Below are 21454 nucleotides of genomic sequence, written 5' to 3'. Positions count from 1 at the left end.
GTGGCACATCTGGTAATCGCATCGAACAACAAGGCGATGCGAAAGCTCGACCGGTCCGTCAAAGCCAAGGTGATGGACTTCATCGAGAAGCTCAACACCGACGACACCGGCTCGGGCCTTCATATCGAACCGATCCAGGCCTCGAAAGATCCTCGCGTTCGTACAGCCCGCGTGGACAAGCACTACCGCGCAATCTTGTTCAAGGTAGAGGACAAACTCGGCGACACCACCTACATCTACATGGGCACCTGGCCGCACGACGAGGCGAATGGCCTTGCAGAGCGGTCAGTCCTACGAGTCAATCCCGTCAACGGGGTGCTCGAAGGCATCATTGGCGAGCTCGACGGAGTGGACGACCGGAAGAAGCTGGTCGCTGTCCCTGACCCAGACGGCACACTCAAGAAGATCAAGCCCGCTGCGCCGCTGGCGAGCTACCTCGAGGGACTCGGTTTCACCCTCGACGATCTCAAAACACGCTTGGGCCTCGACCCGGAAATCTCAGAACTCGCATTCGAAGCATCCAGCCAGGACGCAGTTTTCGAGATTGCGCAAAACGCAGTGGCGTGGCAAGGCAGTGCTCTCACCGACCTCATTACCGGCATCAGCATCGACGATATCCGTGCAAAGCATGGTCTCGACGAAGCTGCACTACCTGACGAGAACCTCGACGAGGATGAACAGATCCTCGAAGCTCTCAAGCACCCGGCGTCTCAGCTGCAGTTCGCATTCATCGAAGACAATGAGGAGCTGCGTCGGGTCATCGAAAGCGGCGACTTCGGTGCTTGGCGAACCTTCCTCCACCCGGAACAGCGAAAGTACGCGGACGCGAACCAGAATGGCTCGTTCCGTTTGTCCGGCGGCGCCGGCACCGGCAAGACCGTTGTCGCTATCCACCGAGCACGGAAGCTGGCACGGCAGAACCCCAAAGCCAGAATCATCCTCACTACGTACAACAAGACACTGGCAATGGGACTTGAAAGCGATCTCAAGGCCCTCGATCCGGGCGTCGACATTGCGACGAAGCCCGGCGCGGTTGGCGTCTACGTGAAAGGCGTCGACGCACTCGCCAAGGCGGTACTCGATCAGGCCGACAACGTAGACGAAGCGTGCAAGGCGGTTCTTGGTGCAAGCATCGATACACGTGGACGTAACCGCTCCGACAAAGTGTGGCGCGAAGTTATCGAGACAGTCGACAGCGGACTCGACGCTGCCCTAGCGACTCCGTCGTTCCTAGAAGACGAGTACGTAGCGGTTGTACTCGCCAACAAAGTCACGACACTCGAGCAGTACGCAAAGGTCGCGCGGCCGGGACGAGGTGTGCGCCTTACTCGTCCACAACGCATCGCCGTATGGAAGCTTGTCGAGGGATATCGCCGCCACAACCGGATGGAAGGGGCCATCAGTTTCCCCGAAGTCTTGGCACTCGCCGCAGAATCCTTGCGCCTCTCTCACGAAGCTGGCAAACGTCGACTCGCCGACCACGTCCTCGTTGACGAGGCCCAGGATCTCCATGCCACACACTGGGCACTGCTCCGCGCATTGGTCGACGAAGGCCCGAATGATCTCTTCATTGCAGAAGATTCACATCAGCGAATCTATGGACGCCCGGTAGTTCTGGGTCGACTCGGAATCAAGATTGTCGGCCGCTCGCGACGACTGACTCTCAACTACCGCACTACGGCGCAGAACTTGAATTTTGCTGTCGGCATCCTGGCTGGCGCTGAATACAAGGACCTCGAGACAGGTGCCGAGTCAACTGCCGAATACCGCTCGGCTCGCAGCGGACCGGTACCGCAGCTGATCGAATGCAAAGACCAGACAGAGGAACTCGACAAAGTCGCCCAGCACGTCTATGAGTGGATCGAAGACGGACTCGATCCCGAGACCATTGCTGTGCTCACCCGAAGCCAGGACGATCGAGCACGCTTCGTCCGCGCGTTGGGCGAGCGAAGCGTTGAGGCGCGCGCCTTGGACAACAATCCCCCTACGCCAGGGTTCGTTCAGGTTCTAACCATGCACCGATCCAAAGGCATGGAGTTCTCACGGGTGGTACTCGCGAGTGTCGATGATGCCCACGTGCCGTCTGCCGCATCGCTGCGCGCGGTAGCGCCGGAGGATCGTGACGAAGCGATGCTGCGGGAGCGTTCATTGCTCTACGTTGCTTCGAGCCGGGCCCGAGACGAACTGATCGTCACTTGGAGCGGTAAGAGGTCCGAGCTGTTGGGCAAGACGAAGAAGTAGTTCTTTGGTCTGAGAGAGGCAACAGGATGGTTCGTGCACGACGCGGGGTGAATCTTCATACCGGTAACCCGACTGCGGATGCACGAACCCCCAAGTGGGGTGCCAGCGACGTTGCCGCTGCGAACGCGTCAGATCCCACTTCCCGACGATCCACACGCAGTCAACATGCCCCTGCAAAAGAGTGCGCATGGTGCGGATCGACCAGCAATGTCGGGAAGCGAGAACCGTCGCGGTGCGTACGTTGCCTCAACTTCGAATCTGTCATCGCGAATGCACATCGTTACCTAGCTGAACATGCACTCCGACCGCTCAACGCGTCAGAGGAGTCGGAGAGCGACGAAGAGCTCAAGGTTCGCCGGAATGCGCTGAGCGCTCAACGTCAACTCAATGCCGCCAAGAAGTCTCCGGCGAAAAAACCGGCGAAGCAAAGCACCCAACCAAAAGCCAAGAAACGGAAGAACCCGAACCGCAAGCGGAATGTTCCGCAACCGAAGTACCTGCAGTAGATCGCGCAGCGATCGCCGTGAAAACAACAGTGCGCCAACCGGATCGAGTGCCCATACGAGGCAACGGGTTACCTCTGACCTCACTAAGAGGGTCATCTAGTCAATCAAAATTGAAGTCGATATCGACCATGATCTTTGCGATAAGCGTTACAAGGTAACCGACCTGAGTACCATTTGGCACAGCTACTACGTTATGACTGACTGGAGATACTTCCGCTTGAACCGTGGAGCCCGGATTCTTCTCCCACACTGCTCTTTCCATTCGGTCCCGGACCGCGTCGGCCTCGTGTTCCGCATCAACCGACAAGAGGTAATTCAACGCATCGGCAATTTCATCGGGCTCGTCGGCCATCCTGCCACCGGACCAGTTGAACTCAATCACTAACTTCACCAATCTCGTTCATGAGAATTTCGACCTTGTGAAATCAAAAGCTAGCAGAAGTGCATAGACAACCGACAAGCTGCCAGCGGAACTATCAAGCAGGGCGGAATCCTTATTCCGTCACCAAAGCCAGTTCGCCTCCGCGAACACGCTCCACTTCACCACGTCCGATCAATCGGTCAACAGAAAGCTCTGTCACCGAACGGTTTTCTTCCGTTGCACGCTGCCAGCCGAACAACTTGGATACCTGCTGCGCGAGAGTGTCTCCGTCCAGCAGGCGCGCATCCTCGATCAAGCGTGTGACAGCGAGGTCGAGTTCCTCCTCCGGGATGTGTACCAACTTACGGGGCGGTTGATCAGCACCCGGTATCCGTACTACAGACAATGCATGATCCGGCAATCGGCATACGCCGTCACTCATCGGCGAAACCGAACGCCCCTTGATGTTGGCTGCAGCGAGCGCGTTCTCAGCACTTCGCTTCGCGACGGCGCCGAGCCGCTGAATTCCCCACGCCTGCTTGAAGCGCTCATAGAGTACGTCGCGGTGAACCGGCGCCTCGGCCTCGACAACTTGAACGAAGTACGCTCGTAGATCCTGCTGCCCCTCAAGAGTTTTGGGATCGCGCCTGAGGCACCTCGGTGTACCTACCATCGTGTATTCCGTTGCCCAATCCGGCCGGATATCAAAATCCACTTCCTCGACCGCAATTGGTGGGGCAACCATCTCCGGAATTGCCGTTGGGGCTATCGGACGATCGCTCTCAGCTATCGCGACCTCGATCGCCTCTCGCAGTCGCTTCTCCTGTACCTCGCGATCACGCCACCAGCTCAGCCCCCAGATTCGGTGCAGCTCCCAACCGAGATTGCGGAGAACCGATTCACGAAGGCGATCTCGATCGCGGGCTGTCTTTGCCGAATGATAAGCCGCACCATCACATTCGATACCGATCACATACTGACCAGGACGGTCGGGGTGCCGCACGGCCATGTCGATCCGGTAGCCCGCAACACCGACCTGAGGTACTACGTCGTACCCCCAACCTCGAATGACATTGATAACTTGTTCTTCGAAAACGCTTTCCACATCACCATCGCCCTCGTCCAGATCAAGTGCCAGCGCCTTTTGCCCACGTTCCGCGAAGTCTAGGTAGTTCCTCAAGTGGCGTAGGCCCTCGTTAACCGTCGCGGACATCTCGGATGCACGGAACGAGGATACGACCTCCACACGTTTTCTTGCGCGGGTAATTGCGACATTGAGTCTGCGCCAGCCGCCCTCCCTGTTGAGTGGGCCGAAGTTCATCGTGAACTTCCCGTTCTCGTCAGGCCCATATCCGAGGGAGAAGATGATGATGTCGCGTTCATCACCCTGCACATTCTCAAGGCTTTTGACGAAGAATCCGTCCAGTCGATCGTGGTCACTGAGCAGGCCTGCCAGGACCGGATGTGCCGCCGACTGTAGTTCCAACTCCGCTGTTACCGCATCAGCTTGCGCAGACGAGAACGTCACCACGCCGATCGACTCCGATGGAAAGGACTGAGCGAAATAGAGCACGCGCTCAACAACTTTGGCGGCCTCGACGGGATTATCCCTCGTTGTTCCACGGCGATACGTACCTTTGACAGGGACCAGCTCAACGCCCAGATTTGGGGCGTCGAACACAGCGCCCGGAAATGTGTGCAGGCTTCCGCCGTAGAAGCGATAATTCGAATAGGTGATGAGATCTTCGTGACGGCTGCGATAGTGCCAATTCAACGGCAGGGACGTCAGCCCACCGGCGCCCTTGGCGATATCAAGAACCGACTCGAACACATCAATCTCATCATCTTCGTCTTCGCCCGCAGCGTCATCACTAACCGAAAAGAAACTCGTGGGCGGTAGCTGCTTCTGATCCCCTGCAACGATCAATTGATTACCGCGGTATACACAGTTGACGGCGTCCGAAGGGAGCACCTGCGACGCTTCGTCAAAGATCACCACATCGAACTTGATTCCCGTCGGAAGGTACTGCGAGACGGACAGCGGACTCATCATGAAGCAGGGCTTAAGTTCCTGTACGAGGGAACCTGACTCCTCCAGTAGCTGTCGAACCGGCTTGTGTCGAGTCTTCTTCTGGGCCTCGCGAATAATTACCTGCGCCGGTCGACCAATGATGGAACGCGGCGCCCGTGCGTTGCACATCTCAATAACCCTCGCGTGGGCATCGTGCACCTGGGTTTGATCGAGGCTCTTGAAGCCTGCAACCAAGGCATCTCGATTTTCGGCCTGATAGCCAGCCAATCGGCTGTCACTTCGGACAACCTCGTCCACCCAAACTTCCAACGCCGCGTACTCGAGCGAATGCGCGACAATCTCGGGTGATCTGGGACTCTTCTCGAGTTCGGCAAGAACGTTTCCGAAACCCTTCTCATGCTCATGCATCCATTCGCGATCTCGCAAATAGTTGCACCAGTTCTCGATATCGGGAATCGCGGTGCTTTCCATATCTGCCAGTAGCTCCGCAGCTCCGTCGACATCCTCGAGCAGATCGACCTCCAACTCGGCGCTACGTCCGGTGGAGAAATGCGAAACCAGCTCCGCGCTGACCTGTTCCCACTTCGTGGCAACGCCAGTTAGTTCACTGGCCGGAACCGTCACGTACTCCAGTCTCTTCGCAACCCCAACAGAAATCGGAACCCCAACGGAACGACGCACAGCCTCTGCCCAATCTAGCTGCTGCTCAACTAGTTCGAAGTCGGTAGAGAGATCGAGGTCTATGTCTCCGAAAAGCGCAGGATCCGCTGCGGCGTCCGATTCAAGGTCCGCGAGGCTAATTCGCACGCTCCGCGCGGCTGCGATCAGCGAGACGCCTTCATGCAATCCAACTTCCCGCTGTGCAATTGTGGAAACGTGCACTAGGGCATTGCGTACCGGGGTCAGTCGAGCTACACCGGCGATTGCCCACTGACTAATGCTCTCCATTGGTCTGGAGTGTGCGGCCGAATCCTCAAGGTGACCAGACAATGCCGCAACGGTCCGGCCCCACTGGATCAACGCCGCCTTCAGTCGGTCGGCAATCAGAATCAACGCGGGGTCCGGTTCGCCACCACTCGCCAGCTGCTTAGCCAGCCGATCCGGATCTACCTCAATACCGGCGAGAGTCGCGGCACGCCGCGCATTTCCCAGCGCAACTCGCAGACTGTCGAAATCTGTTGACAAGCCTTGATAGGCACTACCCAACCGTGGTGCGTGAGACTGCTCACCAGCACCAAGATCTTGTACAGCCTGTTGCCAGCTCGCGGCCTCCTCCAAGCGCGCGATGAGAGCCTTGTCCAACTTGCCGGACACCGTTACGTCTCTCAGGGATTTCTTGTCGGCCCGAGCTGCCTTGGAGAACTTTCCAAACCCCTTGTACACATCTCGGAATCGAACTGCCAGTGCACCTAGATCCTGTTCGAGCGCAGCGGGAGTGAAGTATTCGCGCATGGCCTCCTGGCGGCGCCTCGCGTGATCCACCATCTTGTCCATGGCGAGGATCGACTCTGCAACTTGACTCTGCAACGCCGCATTAAGCCAATGCCCTTCTGGGCGTTCTACAACGCCACCCAAGGAGGCGAGTTCTGCGAGTTCAGCCGCGCGGGCAGTGGTAAGTCCTGCAGATGGAACGCCTAGGAGCGCAGCCAGCTGGATTGCGTCGTCCTGTATTGCTGCAAGTTGTACCGGTACCTCAGCTAGCTGTCGCTCCAGAGCTTCAATCGCAGTCGGACCCATCCGACCGTCGAGAAGTGAGTCTTTGAGGCCGTTCTCGAGAACCAACAAATGAGCCTCGTCCAGCTCATTCCATCTCGGTCCAACCACGCGATCGAGTTCGTTCGACTTTGAAACGATATTTTCGACAGCTGCCTTTGCCTCAGACAACCGAACGCGAACCGGCTGCAAGGAAAGGCGTGAAAACCACTCAGCTGGAACCGCATACGAGTCCTCAAGCAACGCCAACAAAGCCGACCGCTTCCTCACTCCATCCAAGTTCCGGGTCAATCTCAGGCCGGTGGCAGTATCCACGGTGTCAAGCCTTACCGCTAGGGCACTCGCCGTCTCAGCTGCACGCGTAGCAACCCGTTTGAGTTCGCGAGCCTCAGGGGCGCCGAGATCCCGCCGAGACAACCCTCGCCACAGGAAATCATCGCCACGTTCGGAGACATGCCATAGGTTGCCAAGTCTCGTGGCAACCTCACCAAGTTGGGACAGTGCACGTGCATCTAGGCTGCTCCAGCTAATACCCCGATCTGCCGATGCATCGACATGGTCAGAAAGCTGTTCGAGCCGCCCCAGCACTTCAAACACAGATAACCCGAGCGGCGAGCGCGTTTCGTTCAGAGCCTCGGTATATCCGGTCAGTTCTTCGCGAATCCCGACGAGGCGGCCCTCGTCACCTCCGGAAAATGTTCGATGGGCAGATACCCGAGTTGTCAGCGTCGTGGCGAGCTCCTGCACCACTTGCTTTCGGGTGGCAGCATGGCTGTGCAATTCGAGAAGGAACTGCTGCAGGCCGGCGCCTTTCAACCGATCCCGAACTACGTCGAGAGCCGCGGCCTTTTCACTGACGAAAAGCACCGTCTTTCCTAGCGCGATCAACTCGGCGATCATGTTGGCAATAGTTTGGCTCTTTCCCGTACCGGGAGGCCCATCCATGACGAAACTTTGCCCGTCAGTGGCAGCGAGGATGCAACGACGCTGACTGGAATCTGCATCCAGAATGCTGAACATTTGTTCAGGCGGAAATACTTGGTCCAGGCGTTCGATTGGAGTCGGATCGAATGCAAATTCTCCCGCCGACGGTGCGTCGGGGCCGACTGCTAGGAGCTGCACCATCGGATGCGCTGCAACTGCTTCTGAATTCGCAAGAAGGTCTCGATAAATGGCTTCCTTATGGAATGTGAAACTCGAGCACACCGCACGATCAACTGTGGACCAACCCTCACGCCCTTGGATCGCTCGGGCGATCTCCGACGTCAGAGCACCAACGTCCGGCGAATCAGGATCCACGTCAGGCAACGTGACCCCATACTCCTCCATCTTCAGCTTGAGAGCCGGGTTGACCGTAATATCGTCCTCAGCGCGGAAGAGGACATACGGTGAGTCTGCACCTGTCCGCTTGAGCTGCACCGGGACCATGAGGATTGGACTCTCGACCAGAGCATCGTCGCCTGCGTCTTTCCAACGAAGCATCCCGAGACCCAAATGCAGGGTCCAAACGCCTCTGTCGGCATACGACTGCTGAGACTGCTGGTCGAGTCGACTAAGCGCTGTCTTCAGAGTGTCACTCGTTTTGTTACTCACGACGATCGACCGTGCTGGTACGGCCTCACCAGTTTCGGGCTGAGGTCTGACAGGCACGTCACCGGCGGTGACCATCTCGAGAAGTCCCTCGGTCCCTCCCAGCAGAATCTCGAGAGATGCGCTCTTCGTGTGCTTGAAATAGAGCAATCGCTGACGCCGATCAAGTGCGAGAAGCTTCTCTCGCCAGGACACAAGCTGACGATCGAGCCGAACGGCCACATCGGCGGGCAATTCGCTCCCGTCGATGTCAGACTGTTCATCATTTGACTCGTACGCCATATTTGTCCCCTTCGATAGCAAAATCGAAACCAACTCTAGACAGCTATGTCGACATCATCTTCCAGGACACCCACCGCCCAGCGTGAAATAGGTGCACCTCATCAAATGCGCGTTAGCGAACCGTGCACTAGTCCTGCCCGTCGAACGCATCGTCAATCATTCATGCTTTGTAGAAGAACCTAAACCGAAAGCACGATGCTTCATACGCGGTACATCTGCAGTAACCTGACAGCAATCGTCCCGTGTCGCCACTGAAGTGAAAGCAGCCGTGCATTACCCATGTCCTTAATCGCCTGGCTTGACACGTCCTCTGAAGAAGAACGACGAATGCGCGAGCTGGTTGCGCTATTCAGCGAACCTGGAACTCTCGACAATCTCGGAATCGGCCAGATCAGGGACGGACTCGCAGACCTCTTGTTCCCCGGGATCTCCACGGTCCAGACACGGGCACGCTACCTCGTGCTCATTCCGTGGACGTTCCAACGAGCAGCGCTGGGCAAGTCGGGTGCAGCGCTGGTGAAGGCTGCAGACCGCGAACAACGAGAGATACTGCTCGCCCTTCGAGAAGCTGGCCACACCCAAGGCCTGATTGGACGCGTCGCCGGCGCAGCTGTGCGGGTACTCCCCTCCACGATCTACTGGAATGCACTGCAGACCTACAAGATCCTGCGCCAAGACACCCGCCCACAGCACCTGCCGCAAACACGGAAGGCTGCCTCAAACGACGACGAGATACGCGACGGCTTACCGTGGTCGACACTCCCCCCACCCGAATCGTTCCCGACGGACGTGACAGAGCAAGGATTCGATCTCTCTGCGGCGGAGGCGAATTGGCTTCGCGAGCGGATGGTCGTGACCTGCGAAGGTTCATTGCTCGCGCACCTGCTGAGCCAACCGACGATGGCCGACCTCGACGTCCATAACCTCTGGGATCTCGATCTGGATGCAGCACCGCAGAACCTTCGTGACCTGGTCGAAGACACCGAGCTGTTCTCCCTTGCGCTGCACGGCGCGGCACTGCTCTACAACTTTATGGTTGGCGAAGCGTACGAGCGCCATGAGCTGACGAGTGTAGAGGCGCCCGCCCAGCATTACCGAGACGAACTCGAGCAGTGGAGCGCGCGGTACTGGAATCATCCTCTCGCACCAACCTGGGATCGGTCGCGCCTGTGGCGCAGGTTCCCGGCGATACCATCGCGAACCCAACAGTTCGTCGAAACCTGGATCGACGGCGTCAATGCCCTCGGGGCGGGAGCGCCGACGGATTCCGTCGAGCTGCGAAGACTCATCGGCGATCGTGAGTTTCAGAACAAGGGCGCACAGTCACGTCTGACAAACGAGAAGCAACTACGACTCTGGCAAGGCGCGTCCGGCGCCGGTCGACTCCAATTCCGTTGGCCACAAGCATCACAAATACTGAGCGACATCTCCGAAGGACTGAACCATGCTGGCGCCTGACGAACGAGCCACACTGGTGGATCAACTTCGGCCACCGGCCGGCTCAAAGCTCGTCCATCTGGTGGGAACCACGTTCACCCTTGATCTACAGTCCGCGCTGTTACCTGCACTCGCTTTTGCTCCGCAGTCCCATGCGACCGATCCGCTTGCCATGCTTGCGTCTATCCGTATCTGCGCCAACACTATCGACATATTTCATCAGGCCGGACACATCCGAGTTCCTGAGCGAACCAATGCACTGATGGCCTTCCTCGAGCCCGCAGTGCATGCCGTCCGCAGTCGCCCAGGCACTCTCTTTCACCCGAAAATTTGGTTGGCAAAGTACGTCGACGACGAGGAAGTTGTCAGTTTCCGGCTCCTCGTTCAGAGCCGAAACCTGACGCGGGACAATTCCTGGGACATGGTTGTTGCACTCGACGGCACTATGGGTAGCGCACGAAATAAGACCAACAAGCCGCTGAGGGCATTGCTTCAATACCTAGCCGACGATGCCACTGTCTCGCCGTTGGAGCCGACTCGGCGCGGACGCATGCACACGCTGGCCGACGACGTCAGGTATGCCGAATGGACTGCACCCGAGGGACTCTCGGATATCGAATTTCATGTGTTCGGTGTACCAGGTCACAAGCCATCGCCCAATTTCGAAGGCACCCGGCACCTCGCGATTTCACCATTCCTGGGCGACGACGGCTTCGACACTGCGATTCCGGGCGAACGTGTAATCGCAGATGTCATTAGCCGCGCGGAAGCCCTCGAACAGCTCCGCCCGCAAACTCTGAAGTGGTTCAACGCGTCGTACGTACTCAACTCTGATGCTGGAATTCCTGATCCTGAATCAGACTCGGCGAATGTACTAGGCGGATTGCACGCCAAGGCGTACATCGTTGAATACAACCACTGGGCAAGACTTTTCATAGGTTCAGCCAATGCCACCGCTGCGGCGTTCAACAAGAATGTCGAGATTCTGGTTGAAATGACCGGCGCTAAGAAGAAATTCGGAATCGACGCCATGCTCGGGAGCAGTGGGCTCGGACCCATCATCAGCCCGTACGAAGCCTCAGGCGGCGCGGAACCCGATGAAGCCGACGCTGTTCGCCGCGAACTCGACAAGGTCTTGCAAGCTATTGCGTCGACTCCGTTTGCTGCGACCGTCCAACCCACTGGAGAATACTTCGACTTACTGATTGAAACTGCCTTGCCCATGCCACTTCCCGGTGGTTTCACAGCCACGATTGAACTCACTACTCGCCCCGGGTCTGCAGTAGCCATGACGGCCGACCAACCGGTCGACTTCGTCAGCCCCGGGCTGACGCTGGTCGACGTCATGCCGTTCCTTGCAGTTCGTGTCACAGAACCTGGCGGATTGACCGGCTCAACAGTAGTTGTTGCCAATCTGATCGACGAACCCGACGAGCGCCTCGACGAAATCCTCGCATCACAGCTCAAGAAACCCGAGGATGTCCTGCGCTTCATTGCCCTGATGCTCACCATCTCCAATGGCGGGGACAGCGCAGGCGAAACCTTCGACCAGATAGTCCGCGGCCAAGGATCCCAATCCGGACCGCTCCCGGGGATTCTCGAAGCACTATTACTGGCACTAGCTACAGCCCCGGCTGTCCTGATAGATATGGACGGCTTCATTCGCCGCCTCCATCGTGACGACGCACGTCGCGACCTGTTGCCTCCAGGATTCTCCGCACTCTGGACAGATATTCACTCTGCCGCAACCGTTCTAAACGGGAGAAACTCATGAACCAGGAATTTCGTGCCGAGACAGTTCTTGCGGGACTACGCGACTTTCAACGAGACACCGTTGACCATGTATTCGAGCAGTTCTACAAACCTGATCCCAGTCGCCACTTCCTCGTCGCAGACGAAACCGGTCTCGGCAAATCGATGGTGGCCCGCGGAATCATCGCCCGCACAATCGAACACCTCCAACAGGGTCTACCAGGCACCGAGATCAACATCGTCTACATCTGCTCCAACATCGACCTAGCACGACAGAATCTCGAACGTCTCAATGTCACCGGCAACAAAGACATCACCCATACCAGCCGGTTGACGCTACTTGCTACCCATAACCGCAGACTGGACTCGGAGCGAGACAACCTGCGCGTACCTGTCAATCTTGTTTCACTAACACCGGATACATCGTTCAAGACCGGGCAACGGACCGGCCGTTCCGATGAGCGGCAACTGCTGTTTTTGCTGCTCGATCGCGAGTTCCAGTTCTCCCCGACTCAACGCGTGGCCGCGCTGACGATTCTGCAGGGTTCCGTCGCCTCATTGGATACCTTCGAAAGGGACGTCGCAGTTTTCGAGAAGAAGTTCGGCGACTCAATTGACGCGTCGATCTTGGAGGCGTTTGCTGCCACGATCAACGCTGGCGAACCGTCCATCGCCGACAGACTATTCGACCTGATGAAAAGACCGATCGACGATCCCGATCGAGATCCAGCCGTCACGAATCTCATCGCAGATATGCGGTACGAACTTGCTCATGCCAGCGTGAATTCGCTCGCACCGGATCTCGTGATCATGGATGAGTTCCAGCGGTTCACAGAACTGATGGACGAGACAACAGCCGCCGGCGACCTGGCACGCCACCTGTTCGGCCATCACGGGACACGGGTTCTGCTTCTCTCCGCAACGCCATACAAGCCGTTTACCGAGGCCGACGAGTCGAAAACCGATCACTACTCCGATTTCACCAAGACGATCAACTTCCTCGCCGAAGGATCGACGCTGGTCAAATCCAGTGACATCATGACACTGCTCGAACAGTTCCGATCTGCCGTAGTCGAGGATCGAGAAGCCACGCAGACTATGACAGATCTACGAAACCTTCTCTTGTCCTTGATGTGTCGAGTGGAACGCCCGGCAGATTCAGATAGCACGATCGTTCGAGAACAACTGTCCACGATCACCGGAATCGAACCTCGAGAACTACTCGGCTACGCGGCCCTGCGTCGCCTCGCCAGGGAACTCGAGGCCCAGTTCAGTGTGGACTACTGGAAGTCCGTTCCCTACTTCATCAACTTCATGAGTAACTACCAATTCGGCCGGAAGTACGCTGCAACCGCTAGTAATGACGAGTCGCGACTACTGGACATCAGCCGCATCGACACCGCTGCTGTCAGAAAGTTTGGTGCGATCGAAGCGGGCAACGCTCGAACTCGAAGTTTCCGCGACGGAACCGTCGATAAAGGCTGGGAGAAACTGCTGTGGATCCCGCCCAGCCTTCCGTACCTGACGCCCAACGGTCCATTTGCCGATCCACATCTGGCGCAAATCACCAAGCGTCTCGTGTTCTCCAGCTGGTCGTCAACGCCCCCGGCCGTCGCTTCGGTTCTGAGCTATCACGCGGAACATCGTTTGATGCAAGGACATTCTTCAATCGTCCCCAATGATTCGGGTAGCCTCCGGGCCATCGGTTCACCGCTCGAATACAGCGGTTCCAATCCACAGATGACCACGCTTGCCTTGTTCTGGCCAATGCCACACCTCGCAGCGATGTCGGATCCACTGGCACTTGCTCGAGACCACGTCGACCCGGTTAATACCGCGTCTTTCGAAACCACAGTGGCAGAGCGCCTTCAGTCGACTATTCCTCATGATCGCGAGACTTCCACTGCGACTGGGGCACAACACTTCTACTGGTCATGGCCAATCCACATCGATCGTGAGCATTTCGACGTGTTCGATTTCAGCTCGCACGATCAAGGATGGCTACGCAATGTCCTACAGTCGCATCATGACTCAGATGCCGAGGCGACTGACGAGGCAACTAATCTCGATCCATTCCTGACCCTCGCCGAGACCACTACAACGCTGACCGACGGTCGGATCCCGCCCGACCTCGTGGAGGTGACCGCCAAACTGGCGGCACACTCTCCGGCGAACTGCGCGTGGCGGTCGCTGAAACGATTGCGCATTGCCCCGGATGTTGCTGATGGCGACATCTGGGGAGCCGCTGCCACTATCGCGTCGGGACTTCGATCAACGTTCAATCGTTGGCAATCTGCAGTGCTACTGCGACAGCTCTACCCTGACTTACCGTATTGGCGACAAGTTCTGCAGTACTGCGCCGACGGCAATCTCCAGGCAGTCCTCGACGAGTATCTCGGGCAACTGACGCCGACCCACGAGAGCGAGCCTCTCGACGTCGATCAGCTCTACGTAATCGCCAATTCTGCAGCCGAGGCAATGTCACTTCGAGTCGGCCAGAGTCTTTCGCATGACCCAGTCGACGAAGCCGACGACATCCGCTTCCGGACCCACCTTGCCGTTCAGTACGGCGGGAAATCGGACAGCGACGAGTCGTCGCGGCCGGCCCACATTCGCCATGCATTCAACAGTCCGTTCTGGCCGTTCATCGTGATCTCGACCAGCGCCGGCCAGGAGGGAATCGACTTCCACCCTTGGTGTCACCATGTGGTGCATTGGAATACACCGTCGAACCCCGTTGACTTCGAACAACGCGACGGTCGCGTCAACCGGTTCCGTGGCCATGCTGTGCGGCGCAACCTAGTCGAGCGCCACCGGATCAGCATTTTGGGCGCTCACGACGTCCACCCCTGGACGGCCGCGTACGCCATCCCGGACGAAGATCTCGGCGGACTGGTACCGGATTGGATCTACTCTGGATCTCACAAGGTGATTCGCGAACTGATGCCCTATGAGTTGAGCATCGACGGCCCTCGACTGGAGAAATCCAAAGCCGGAGTTGCCCTCTACCGCCTGGCTTTTGGGCAACCCCGACAAGAAGACCTAATCGAACTACTCCAGCATCGGGATGTCGACGCAGAAGCAGCGGCCGCCATGCGGCTGGACCTCACTCCACCTTTTAGAGAGAGAAATCGAGGTCAGTCGTCCACCTCGACACCGTAGCCGACAGCCATAGCGCCAAGTCCGTGGTTATGCCCCTGACCTACCGCCCGAAGGCGCCAAACATCTCCGCGGCGGTAGATCTCGGCGAGAACCATGGTTCGTTCGACCGTTCCGAGATCGAGTACAAATGTGGCAAATGTTCCGTCGGGACCATCAATGCTGACTGAGACTGCTCCTATGTCGCCGAAGGTCTTGTCGCCGTCGACTGCTGCTGCGATGACAACACGTTGACATTCCGCAGGCAGAGCATCGAGATCTGCGCGGACACTCTGCTCACTGTCACCGTCGACGGAAAGCTCGACCGCCCCATCCTCATCCACGGTGTTGTTGTAGAAAACGAAATCCTGATCCGAATCGACCTTGTTGGTTCCGTCCAAGAGAAAGGCAACCACATCGACGTCGAATTCGTCTCCAACGTTCTCTGCCCGCCACGCAACGTTGATCGACCACGACGACTGAGTTGCAGGAAGATCGACGACCTCACCGCGCATCAAAATCGGTGCAGACAAGCGCGATTCGAGCTTCATGTGCGCCGGAACAGCGCCTGAAACCAGGGACTCGTTAACATCGGATTCCTTGATCTGTGGAAGCCCTCGTTCGATCACCCGTGCCATTCGCTTGTCGGATTCACCGCCCTCCAACACCAAAACTTCGGTGACCGCGGTTGTGAAGTTGAGTGACGGACGAGCACCGAGCTGCAGGATGCGCGACCGCATAATCACGCCGTCGAGATGACTGCCGCCGAGAATCAGAACACGGCGTCCCTGCCACGCTTTTGCCTTTCGATTCGCAAGTGGCGATGCCGTCGCGATGGTCGATGGACGGATGACGGGACGAGGTTGCGCAGGTACGACAATCTCCGGCACTAGGACCGCCCCACGCTCGACCTCGATAACCACAGGCACCGTCGCCGTTTCAGGCTCTGGAACGACCGTGGACACCACCGCCGGGGCACCCTCGTTCTTGATCTCACCGGGCACCGAACGGACCAACAAGTCTTCGAGCTGCTGCTCCGAGATGATGGGAATCCCGTCGGATGCGGCCTTTCGCACTTTCCCGCTCTGTGATGCGGCGTTGTCGCACACCACAACACTCGTCTGTCGGCTCACGGTGTTCATTACGTCGAAACCCGCGTCTGTGAGGCGGGCTGCCAGCGAAATCCGAGGTGTACGGGTCGGACCGCTGATTACTACCTTCATGCCCTGGACCAGCCCACGCGTCAGATCGAGACGTCCAGGATTCGCGAATGACGACGGTACGCGCTTGATCTGTTGTGGGTGAGCCGTGACCCGGCGGTCCTTACAGCCGACTACCGGAAGTGGAAGTTGCAGAGTGTCAGCAAGTGATGCGCTCCGCCCGAAAACCTCGACGAGTACGCGAGCATCGTCGTACGCGTCATGCGCGTTGAGCTGCTCGATCTTCCAGTACTCAGCCAACGTTGCGAGCCGATGATTGGGCACATCGAGCTCCAAGCGCCGCGAGAGCGCCAACGTGCACAGTCGCTTCTCGATCGGGGTACCGAAACCGGCACGTTGAAACTCTGCGTCGAGGAAGCCGTAGTCGAACGACGCGTTGTGCGCCACCATGGTCCGGCCCGAGAGCAAGTCGGCGAATTCCTCAGCAATGTCTTCGAAACGCGGCGCACCAGCCAAGCGATCGGGAGTCAGGTTGTGAACGTGGACGGGCCCCGGATCGCATCCCGGATTGAGCAGAGTCGAGAACTGACGCTCTACGGAACCGTCCTCACGCAGTACTAATGCGGCGATACTGAGTACACGGTGCGATGCCGACCGCATCCCTGACGTCTCGACGTCGAGAACGACCCAGCGGTGGTCCGCAGGCAGTCGAAGCGTCTCGGCGTGGCTCAACGCACTAGTCATCGAAATTCCTCCATCAGAAACCATGAAAACGATCGGCTCGGCGGTCGATTGTCATCGACATCATTCCCGAACTGTCTGACAAATCGTATTACGAAGCACTGACAGTCTGTTGGACCGATCGAAAACCTCTCGAAACGTTCGAATCAGTCCCCTCAAACTGAACTAACGAACACTCATCGCAATCTTGCGTTTGGAGTCAGACGACAGCTGAGTCTCGATGAAGTCGTTCAATCGTTCCGGCGTGGTTTCGACACGGAGCGCAACTTCCAGGATCGACCATGTGTCGTAGTTATCTTGTTCTCCGAAAGTTATGACACCGACTCCGTGCTCCGCTGCAACACTTCGCACTGACAACAAGTCATCTGCCAAGGAATCCCTGCGCACCTGTGGAATATGCAGCAATACGTAGGCATGGGTAGCGCTTCTCCTGTGAGCCAGCGCCTCGTAAACGGCCGTCACATTAATCTGATCAGCAGGCTTGACCTCAAATGAGACTACTTCGATATACTTGCCTGGAAGATAGTCGTACTCCTTCAGATTGATAGCAACAATGTCAGGGCGAGTCCATCGACCACCCGTGATGCGCCTCCCTTGGTCCGAGGTGTCTTCGACAACTATCGAATTCGATCGAGTCTCTCTACTCCATGATTCACGCAGCGTATCGACGAGCGGGCCATACAAGTGACGCTCTCTGACCCGTGGGGGAATCCGGACCCCGCCAACCGATTCAACGACCTGGCCTACAAGTTCAGTTCCGTCTACCTGGTCTGGCGCGCGGCGCAGGGTTCCCCCACCCCCAAGCCCCGCAATCGCGGCCTGTTTTCGGATCAACCCTTCACGGGTTTCCCAGTATTTTGCCTTCCTCCAACGTAGCGCTTTTCGGGTAGTGATGTTCCCCTGGGCAGATCCGTCCTCAGGCAATGCTTGATAAAGCGTGTATTCGTCGGTATTCAGCTGGAAGTCGATCACTGTTTGTCTCCAATGCCGGGGAAGAATCAAGACGCCCAAGCGTAAAGCGAAATCAGCGGAATGCACTCAATTTCGAGGTGAGCACGTTCCGCTGATTTCTCAGTCCAGACTCCTACCGCACCAACCTTGAAAAGGTCGTGCGGGTCGAACACCCTCGGTCTGCGCCTAACCTCCGGCGCCGCTACCCAACGATGCTGTGTCGGTGCAATGCAGCTACTACAGGAGTTGATCCATCAGCCGGAACACCAATGGCGTGTCCGACAGTTCTGTCGCGGGTAGCGAGTTCACACCCAACGTCAACGCACTACTCCCACACACAGAACTTTCATTGCAGTGTAAAACCGACCACGATGTCGGTAATAAGCTACTGCAGGCTGTGACTCGTCGCAGCGTCGGACCTGACTACGCTCACGTGCTCAGTCGACTGCGGTGAAACCCTTCGCCCGATCCTCGTCGCCGACGCTCCACAGGTTGGTCGACACTTCCGCCTTCACGAGGGGAATCACTTCTTCGGCAAAGCGACGCAACGTGTCCTTCTGCTGCTCGAAGTCGAGGACGTGATTGACGGACACGGACTGGAAGTCGTGACCGTAACTCTCGTAGTAGTCCAGGATCTTCTCGGCGACACGCTCCGAGGAGCCCACCAAAGCGGGGCCACGGTCGACGGCTTCCTCGATGGTCCGGAAGCTCGTGGACTTACCGACCGCTTTCGGGTCGTGCTTCCGCTTGTCTTGCTGCGCGACAGCGCCCTCGTAGAGGGGACGGAATTCCTCGACGGCTTGTTCTGTCGTGTCAGCGAGGAACAGCCCACCCGAGCCGGAGCCGACGTACGCACGGGATGGATCGTGGCCGTGAGCGAGATACTGCTCGCGGTAGTGGTCGATGAGCACCTTGTAGTTCTCGCGGGGCTGGAGTGCATTGGCCGTGACGATGGGATCTCCCCACTTCGCTGCAAGCTCCACTGCCTCGAAGGAGGTCGCGGACCCGTGCCAGATGCGGAAGGGCCCGTCGTACGGACGCGGTAGCGTCGTTGCGTCCTCGAGGGAGGGCCGGTGGGTACCCACCCACTTGACGTTTTCCTCGCTGATCAGCAGTTTGAGGAGTTCGTAGTTCTCGGTCAGGTATTCGTACTGCTTGGAGATATCGAGTCCGAGCAGCGGGTACTGCAGCACCTCGTTTCCCTTGCCGATCACGATTTCGAGGCGCCCGCGGCTGAGCTGGTCGATGGTTCCGAAGTCCTCGGCCACCCGAATCGGGTCCAGCAACGACAGGACGGTGACGCCTGTCGAGAGCAGAATTCGATCTGTGGCCTGCGCAATTGCACCCAAGATAACCGTCGGTGCAGAGGACAGCACCGGGCCGGCGTGACGCTCCCCCACCGAGAAGGAGTCGATGCCCAGCTCTTCGGCGAGAACGGCGAGTTCGACCACGCGATTGAGTCGGTCAGAGGGTGCTACTTCCTCTCCGGTCACTGGATGGGGTGGGTTGAAGATGATGTCCAGAACCTGAAAACGCATGACCCGTCTTTCTCGAGACCGCCGCACGGCGCCTGTCCCTCGACACGCTAGTTCGCTTGCCTCCAGCGAACCGCCGTGGCAGCGCAACCCTCAAGCCGGAAGAACAACGAAACATGCACTGCTTCAACAGTTCTCCACAAATACCGACAAGCAGGAAGGTTAAACTCTCGCCGATCCGAAATGCACTCCGACGGTCACACATTCCCGCCAGGTAGGACCTGCGTCACGGGCTAATCGAGCGCACGGTAAACATGAAGGACATAGAAACAGATTCCTTAATCGGTAAACGAGGTACTACAGATGAACGGTGCAGCTGCCATCGGCGATGGCATATTCCAGATTCCGGTGCCCATCACCGACAACCCACTCGGTGCAACGCTGGTGTACGCGATGGAGTCCCCGAACGGCCTGATCCTGGTTGATGCGGGTTGGGACGACGACAACGGCTGGCAGGGCCTCAATGCCGGGTTGGCGGAGATCGGTCATTCGGTCACCGATATCGAAGGCGTTGTTGTGACCCATTTCCATCCGGATCACACCGGGTTGTGTGGTCGCGTGCGTGAGGCGTCGGGTGCCTGGATCGCGATGCATGAGGACGATCACGACCTGTTCAACAAGATGGCCAGCAGCAAGGGCGAAGAGTGGATGGCCTACCAGCTGTCCAATATGGCCAAGGCCGGAGCCCCTGAGGCCGATCGCGAAGCATTCCGGCAGGCAGCCGACGGAAACCCGCCGACGAGCGCGGACTCCGCTCCCGACAGGATCCTCTCGGACAACGAGATCATCAGCCTCACCGGTCGCGGACTCCGCGTTGTCTACACACCAGGCCATACCCCCGGGCATGTCTGCTTCTATCTCGACGACGCAAACGTCATGTTCACCGGCGACCACGTCCTGCAGAAGACAACGCCGCACGTCGGCAACTTCACGTACCCCCTCGAGGAACGCGACGCCCTGGCCGATTTCTTCGCGTCTCTACGACGCGTCCAGACCATGGACATCACGCGTGGACTCGGCGCACACGGCATCCCCATCGACAGCGTGGGTGGTCGCGCGGGTGAGCTGATCGAGCACCACGAAGAACGCCTGGATCATCTGCTCGAGGCATTCGGCGATCAGAAGCTGACCGTGTGGGATGTTGCGGCACATATGAAGTGGTACAAGCCGTGGTCGGATATCTCTCCGCTGGGCAAGACCATGGCACTGTCCGAGGGTGCCGCACATTTGCGTCATCTGGTTGCGCGCGAGCAGGTTACGCAGGTTTCCGATACGGAACCGGCACTGTTCGCCCGTACGTACTAAAATGACTGGTCAGGGCCGACAGCACAGCCGGCCCTGACCAGTGTCTCGATAGCCGAGCCCTGTCGGCACCCAGTGCAATACTTCGCAGATGATTACGCGCAGCGCAGGTCAGCACGTATTTATCGCTCTCGGTACACCCTGGCTCGACGCCGCGGTAGCATTTCTCGAACCCAAGGCGAAAGTCGATCCGTGGAGCTTTCACGGTCACATGGCTGCCGGCGACGTCCTGATCACCGTCTTGGACACCGATCCCCGAACTGTCCTTTGCGCGGAAACCCTGACAGCGCCGTTCGCCGACGGCATGGCTCGCCTGGAAGTGAGCGAAAACTACGACACTTTCTCTCGACTTCCGCTGGTTCCGGACATCGAAAAGGCAATGTCAATCCAATTCCCCAGCGAGACAGGTCAAATCGACGACGCACTCGGTGACCGCATCCTGTGGGCGCTCCACTCCGCCGTCGGTCTCGATTCCTTCGAAATCGACACCACGGACCCAACGTCAACCGCTGCCCACGCCCGGGCCCTACTCGGCAGCTGCGGCTCATGCACCGCCTGTGATGCGCCGCTGCGTTTGAATAAGTTCACAGCCGGGGATTCGATGCATTTTCACTCGGCGTCGCACAGCTTCAGACAATTCGAGCCCGGAGACGACTGTCCGGCCGTTCTGTGCCGAAAATGCGCGGGCAGAATTGCGTCATCCGCTTACACGA

At 58.1% G+C, this 21454-nt stretch carries 10 protein-coding genes; 5 read left to right on the top strand and 5 right to left on the bottom strand.

Annotated elements, in window-relative coordinates; genetic code table 11:
- Positions 1-2241 (top strand): 3'-5' exonuclease, encoded by a 2241-nt coding sequence (locus CJ178_RS29450; protein ID WP_095888583.1) that lies wholly within the window; start codon positions 1-3, stop codon positions 2239-2241.
- Positions 2242-2847: 606 nt separating this feature from the next.
- Here CJ178_RS29450 and CJ178_RS29440 read toward each other — a convergent pair.
- Both CJ178_RS29440 and CJ178_RS29435 read right to left on the bottom strand, forming a co-directional pair.
- Positions 2848-3129 carry a hypothetical protein gene (locus tag CJ178_RS29440; protein WP_133637967.1) on the bottom strand — a complete coding sequence of 94 codons (282 nt, stop codon included), beginning with the start codon at positions 3127-3129 and terminating at the stop codon, positions 2848-2850.
- A 112-nt stretch (positions 3130-3241) separates the two neighbouring features.
- Positions 3242-8725 (bottom strand): DUF3320 domain-containing protein, encoded by a 5484-nt coding sequence (locus CJ178_RS29435; protein ID WP_095888581.1) that lies wholly within the window; start codon positions 8723-8725, stop codon positions 3242-3244.
- A gap of 327 nt (positions 8726-9052) precedes the next feature.
- Between CJ178_RS29435 and CJ178_RS29430 the strand changes: the two genes are divergently transcribed.
- Genes CJ178_RS29430 through CJ178_RS29420 form a run of 3 tightly spaced genes read left to right on the top strand, consistent with a single transcriptional unit; the run spans position 9053 to position 15076 of the window.
- The gene (locus CJ178_RS29430) at positions 9053-10183 is read left to right on the top strand and encodes a DUF6361 family protein (protein ID WP_095888580.1); all 1131 of its coding nucleotides are present in this window, start codon (positions 9053-9055) and stop codon (positions 10181-10183) included.
- Positions 10170-11936, top strand: coding sequence for a phospholipase D family protein (locus CJ178_RS29425; RefSeq protein WP_095888579.1), 1767 nt, complete (start codon positions 10170-10172; stop codon positions 11934-11936). The genes CJ178_RS29430 and CJ178_RS29425 overlap by 14 nt, the downstream gene beginning before the upstream one ends.
- Entirely contained in the window at positions 11933-15076 is a 3144-nt protein-coding gene (locus CJ178_RS29420; RefSeq protein WP_095888578.1) for a helicase-related protein, read from the top strand. Before CJ178_RS29425 ends, CJ178_RS29420 begins: the two co-directional genes overlap by 4 nt.
- Here CJ178_RS29420 and CJ178_RS29415 read toward each other — a convergent pair.
- From CJ178_RS29415 to CJ178_RS29405, 3 genes are all read right to left on the bottom strand, one after another.
- Positions 15052-16956 (bottom strand): TerD family protein, encoded by a 1905-nt coding sequence (locus CJ178_RS29415; protein ID WP_095888742.1) that lies wholly within the window; start codon positions 16954-16956, stop codon positions 15052-15054. The two genes, CJ178_RS29420 and CJ178_RS29415, sit on opposite strands and share 25 nt — an antisense overlap.
- 162 nt (positions 16957-17118) lie before the next feature.
- Positions 17119-17925 carry a hypothetical protein gene (locus CJ178_RS29410; RefSeq protein WP_033236009.1) on the bottom strand — a complete coding sequence of 269 codons (807 nt, stop codon included), beginning with the start codon at positions 17923-17925 and terminating at the stop codon, positions 17119-17121.
- 416 nt (positions 17926-18341) lie between these two features.
- Positions 18342-19442, bottom strand: coding sequence for an LLM class flavin-dependent oxidoreductase (locus CJ178_RS29405; protein WP_095888577.1), 1101 nt, complete (start codon positions 19440-19442; stop codon positions 18342-18344).
- A gap of 300 nt (positions 19443-19742) precedes the next feature.
- Here CJ178_RS29405 and CJ178_RS29400 point away from each other — a divergent pair, with 300 nt between their 5' ends.
- On the top strand, positions 19743-20744 hold the full coding sequence (locus CJ178_RS29400) for an MBL fold metallo-hydrolase (RefSeq protein ID WP_033236007.1): 1002 nt from the start codon (positions 19743-19745) through the stop codon (positions 20742-20744).
- Positions 20745-21454 lie beyond the last annotated feature (710 nt).

The organism is Rhodococcus sp. ACPA4, assembly GCF_002300185.1.
GTDB classification, from domain to species: Bacteria; Actinomycetota; Actinomycetes; order Mycobacteriales; family Mycobacteriaceae; genus Rhodococcus_F; species Rhodococcus_F globerula.
This window is presented reverse-complemented; position numbering and strand designations above follow the sequence as displayed.

What these genes read in the sequence shown, in the direction of transcription:
- CJ178_RS29435 (WP_095888581.1), bottom strand. Translation starts at nt 8,725, where the DNA reads ATGGCGTACGAGTCAAATGATGAACAGTCTGACATCGACGGGAGCGAA.
- CJ178_RS29430 (WP_095888580.1), top strand. Translation starts at nt 9,053, where the DNA reads ATGCGCGAGCTGGTTGCGCTATTCAGCGAACCTGGAACTCTCGACAAT.
- CJ178_RS29425 (WP_095888579.1), top strand. Translation starts at nt 10,170, where the DNA reads ATGCTGGCGCCTGACGAACGAGCCACACTGGTGGATCAACTTCGGCCA.
- CJ178_RS29420 (WP_095888578.1), top strand. Translation starts at nt 11,933, where the DNA reads ATGAACCAGGAATTTCGTGCCGAGACAGTTCTTGCGGGACTACGCGAC.
- CJ178_RS29415 (WP_095888742.1), bottom strand. Translation starts at nt 16,956, where the DNA reads ATGACTAGTGCGTTGAGCCACGCCGAGACGCTTCGACTGCCTGCGGAC.
- CJ178_RS29405 (WP_095888577.1), bottom strand. Translation starts at nt 19,442, where the DNA reads ATGCGTTTTCAGGTTCTGGACATCATCTTCAACCCACCCCATCCAGTG.
- CJ178_RS29400 (WP_033236007.1), top strand. Translation starts at nt 19,743, where the DNA reads ATGAACGGTGCAGCTGCCATCGGCGATGGCATATTCCAGATTCCGGTG.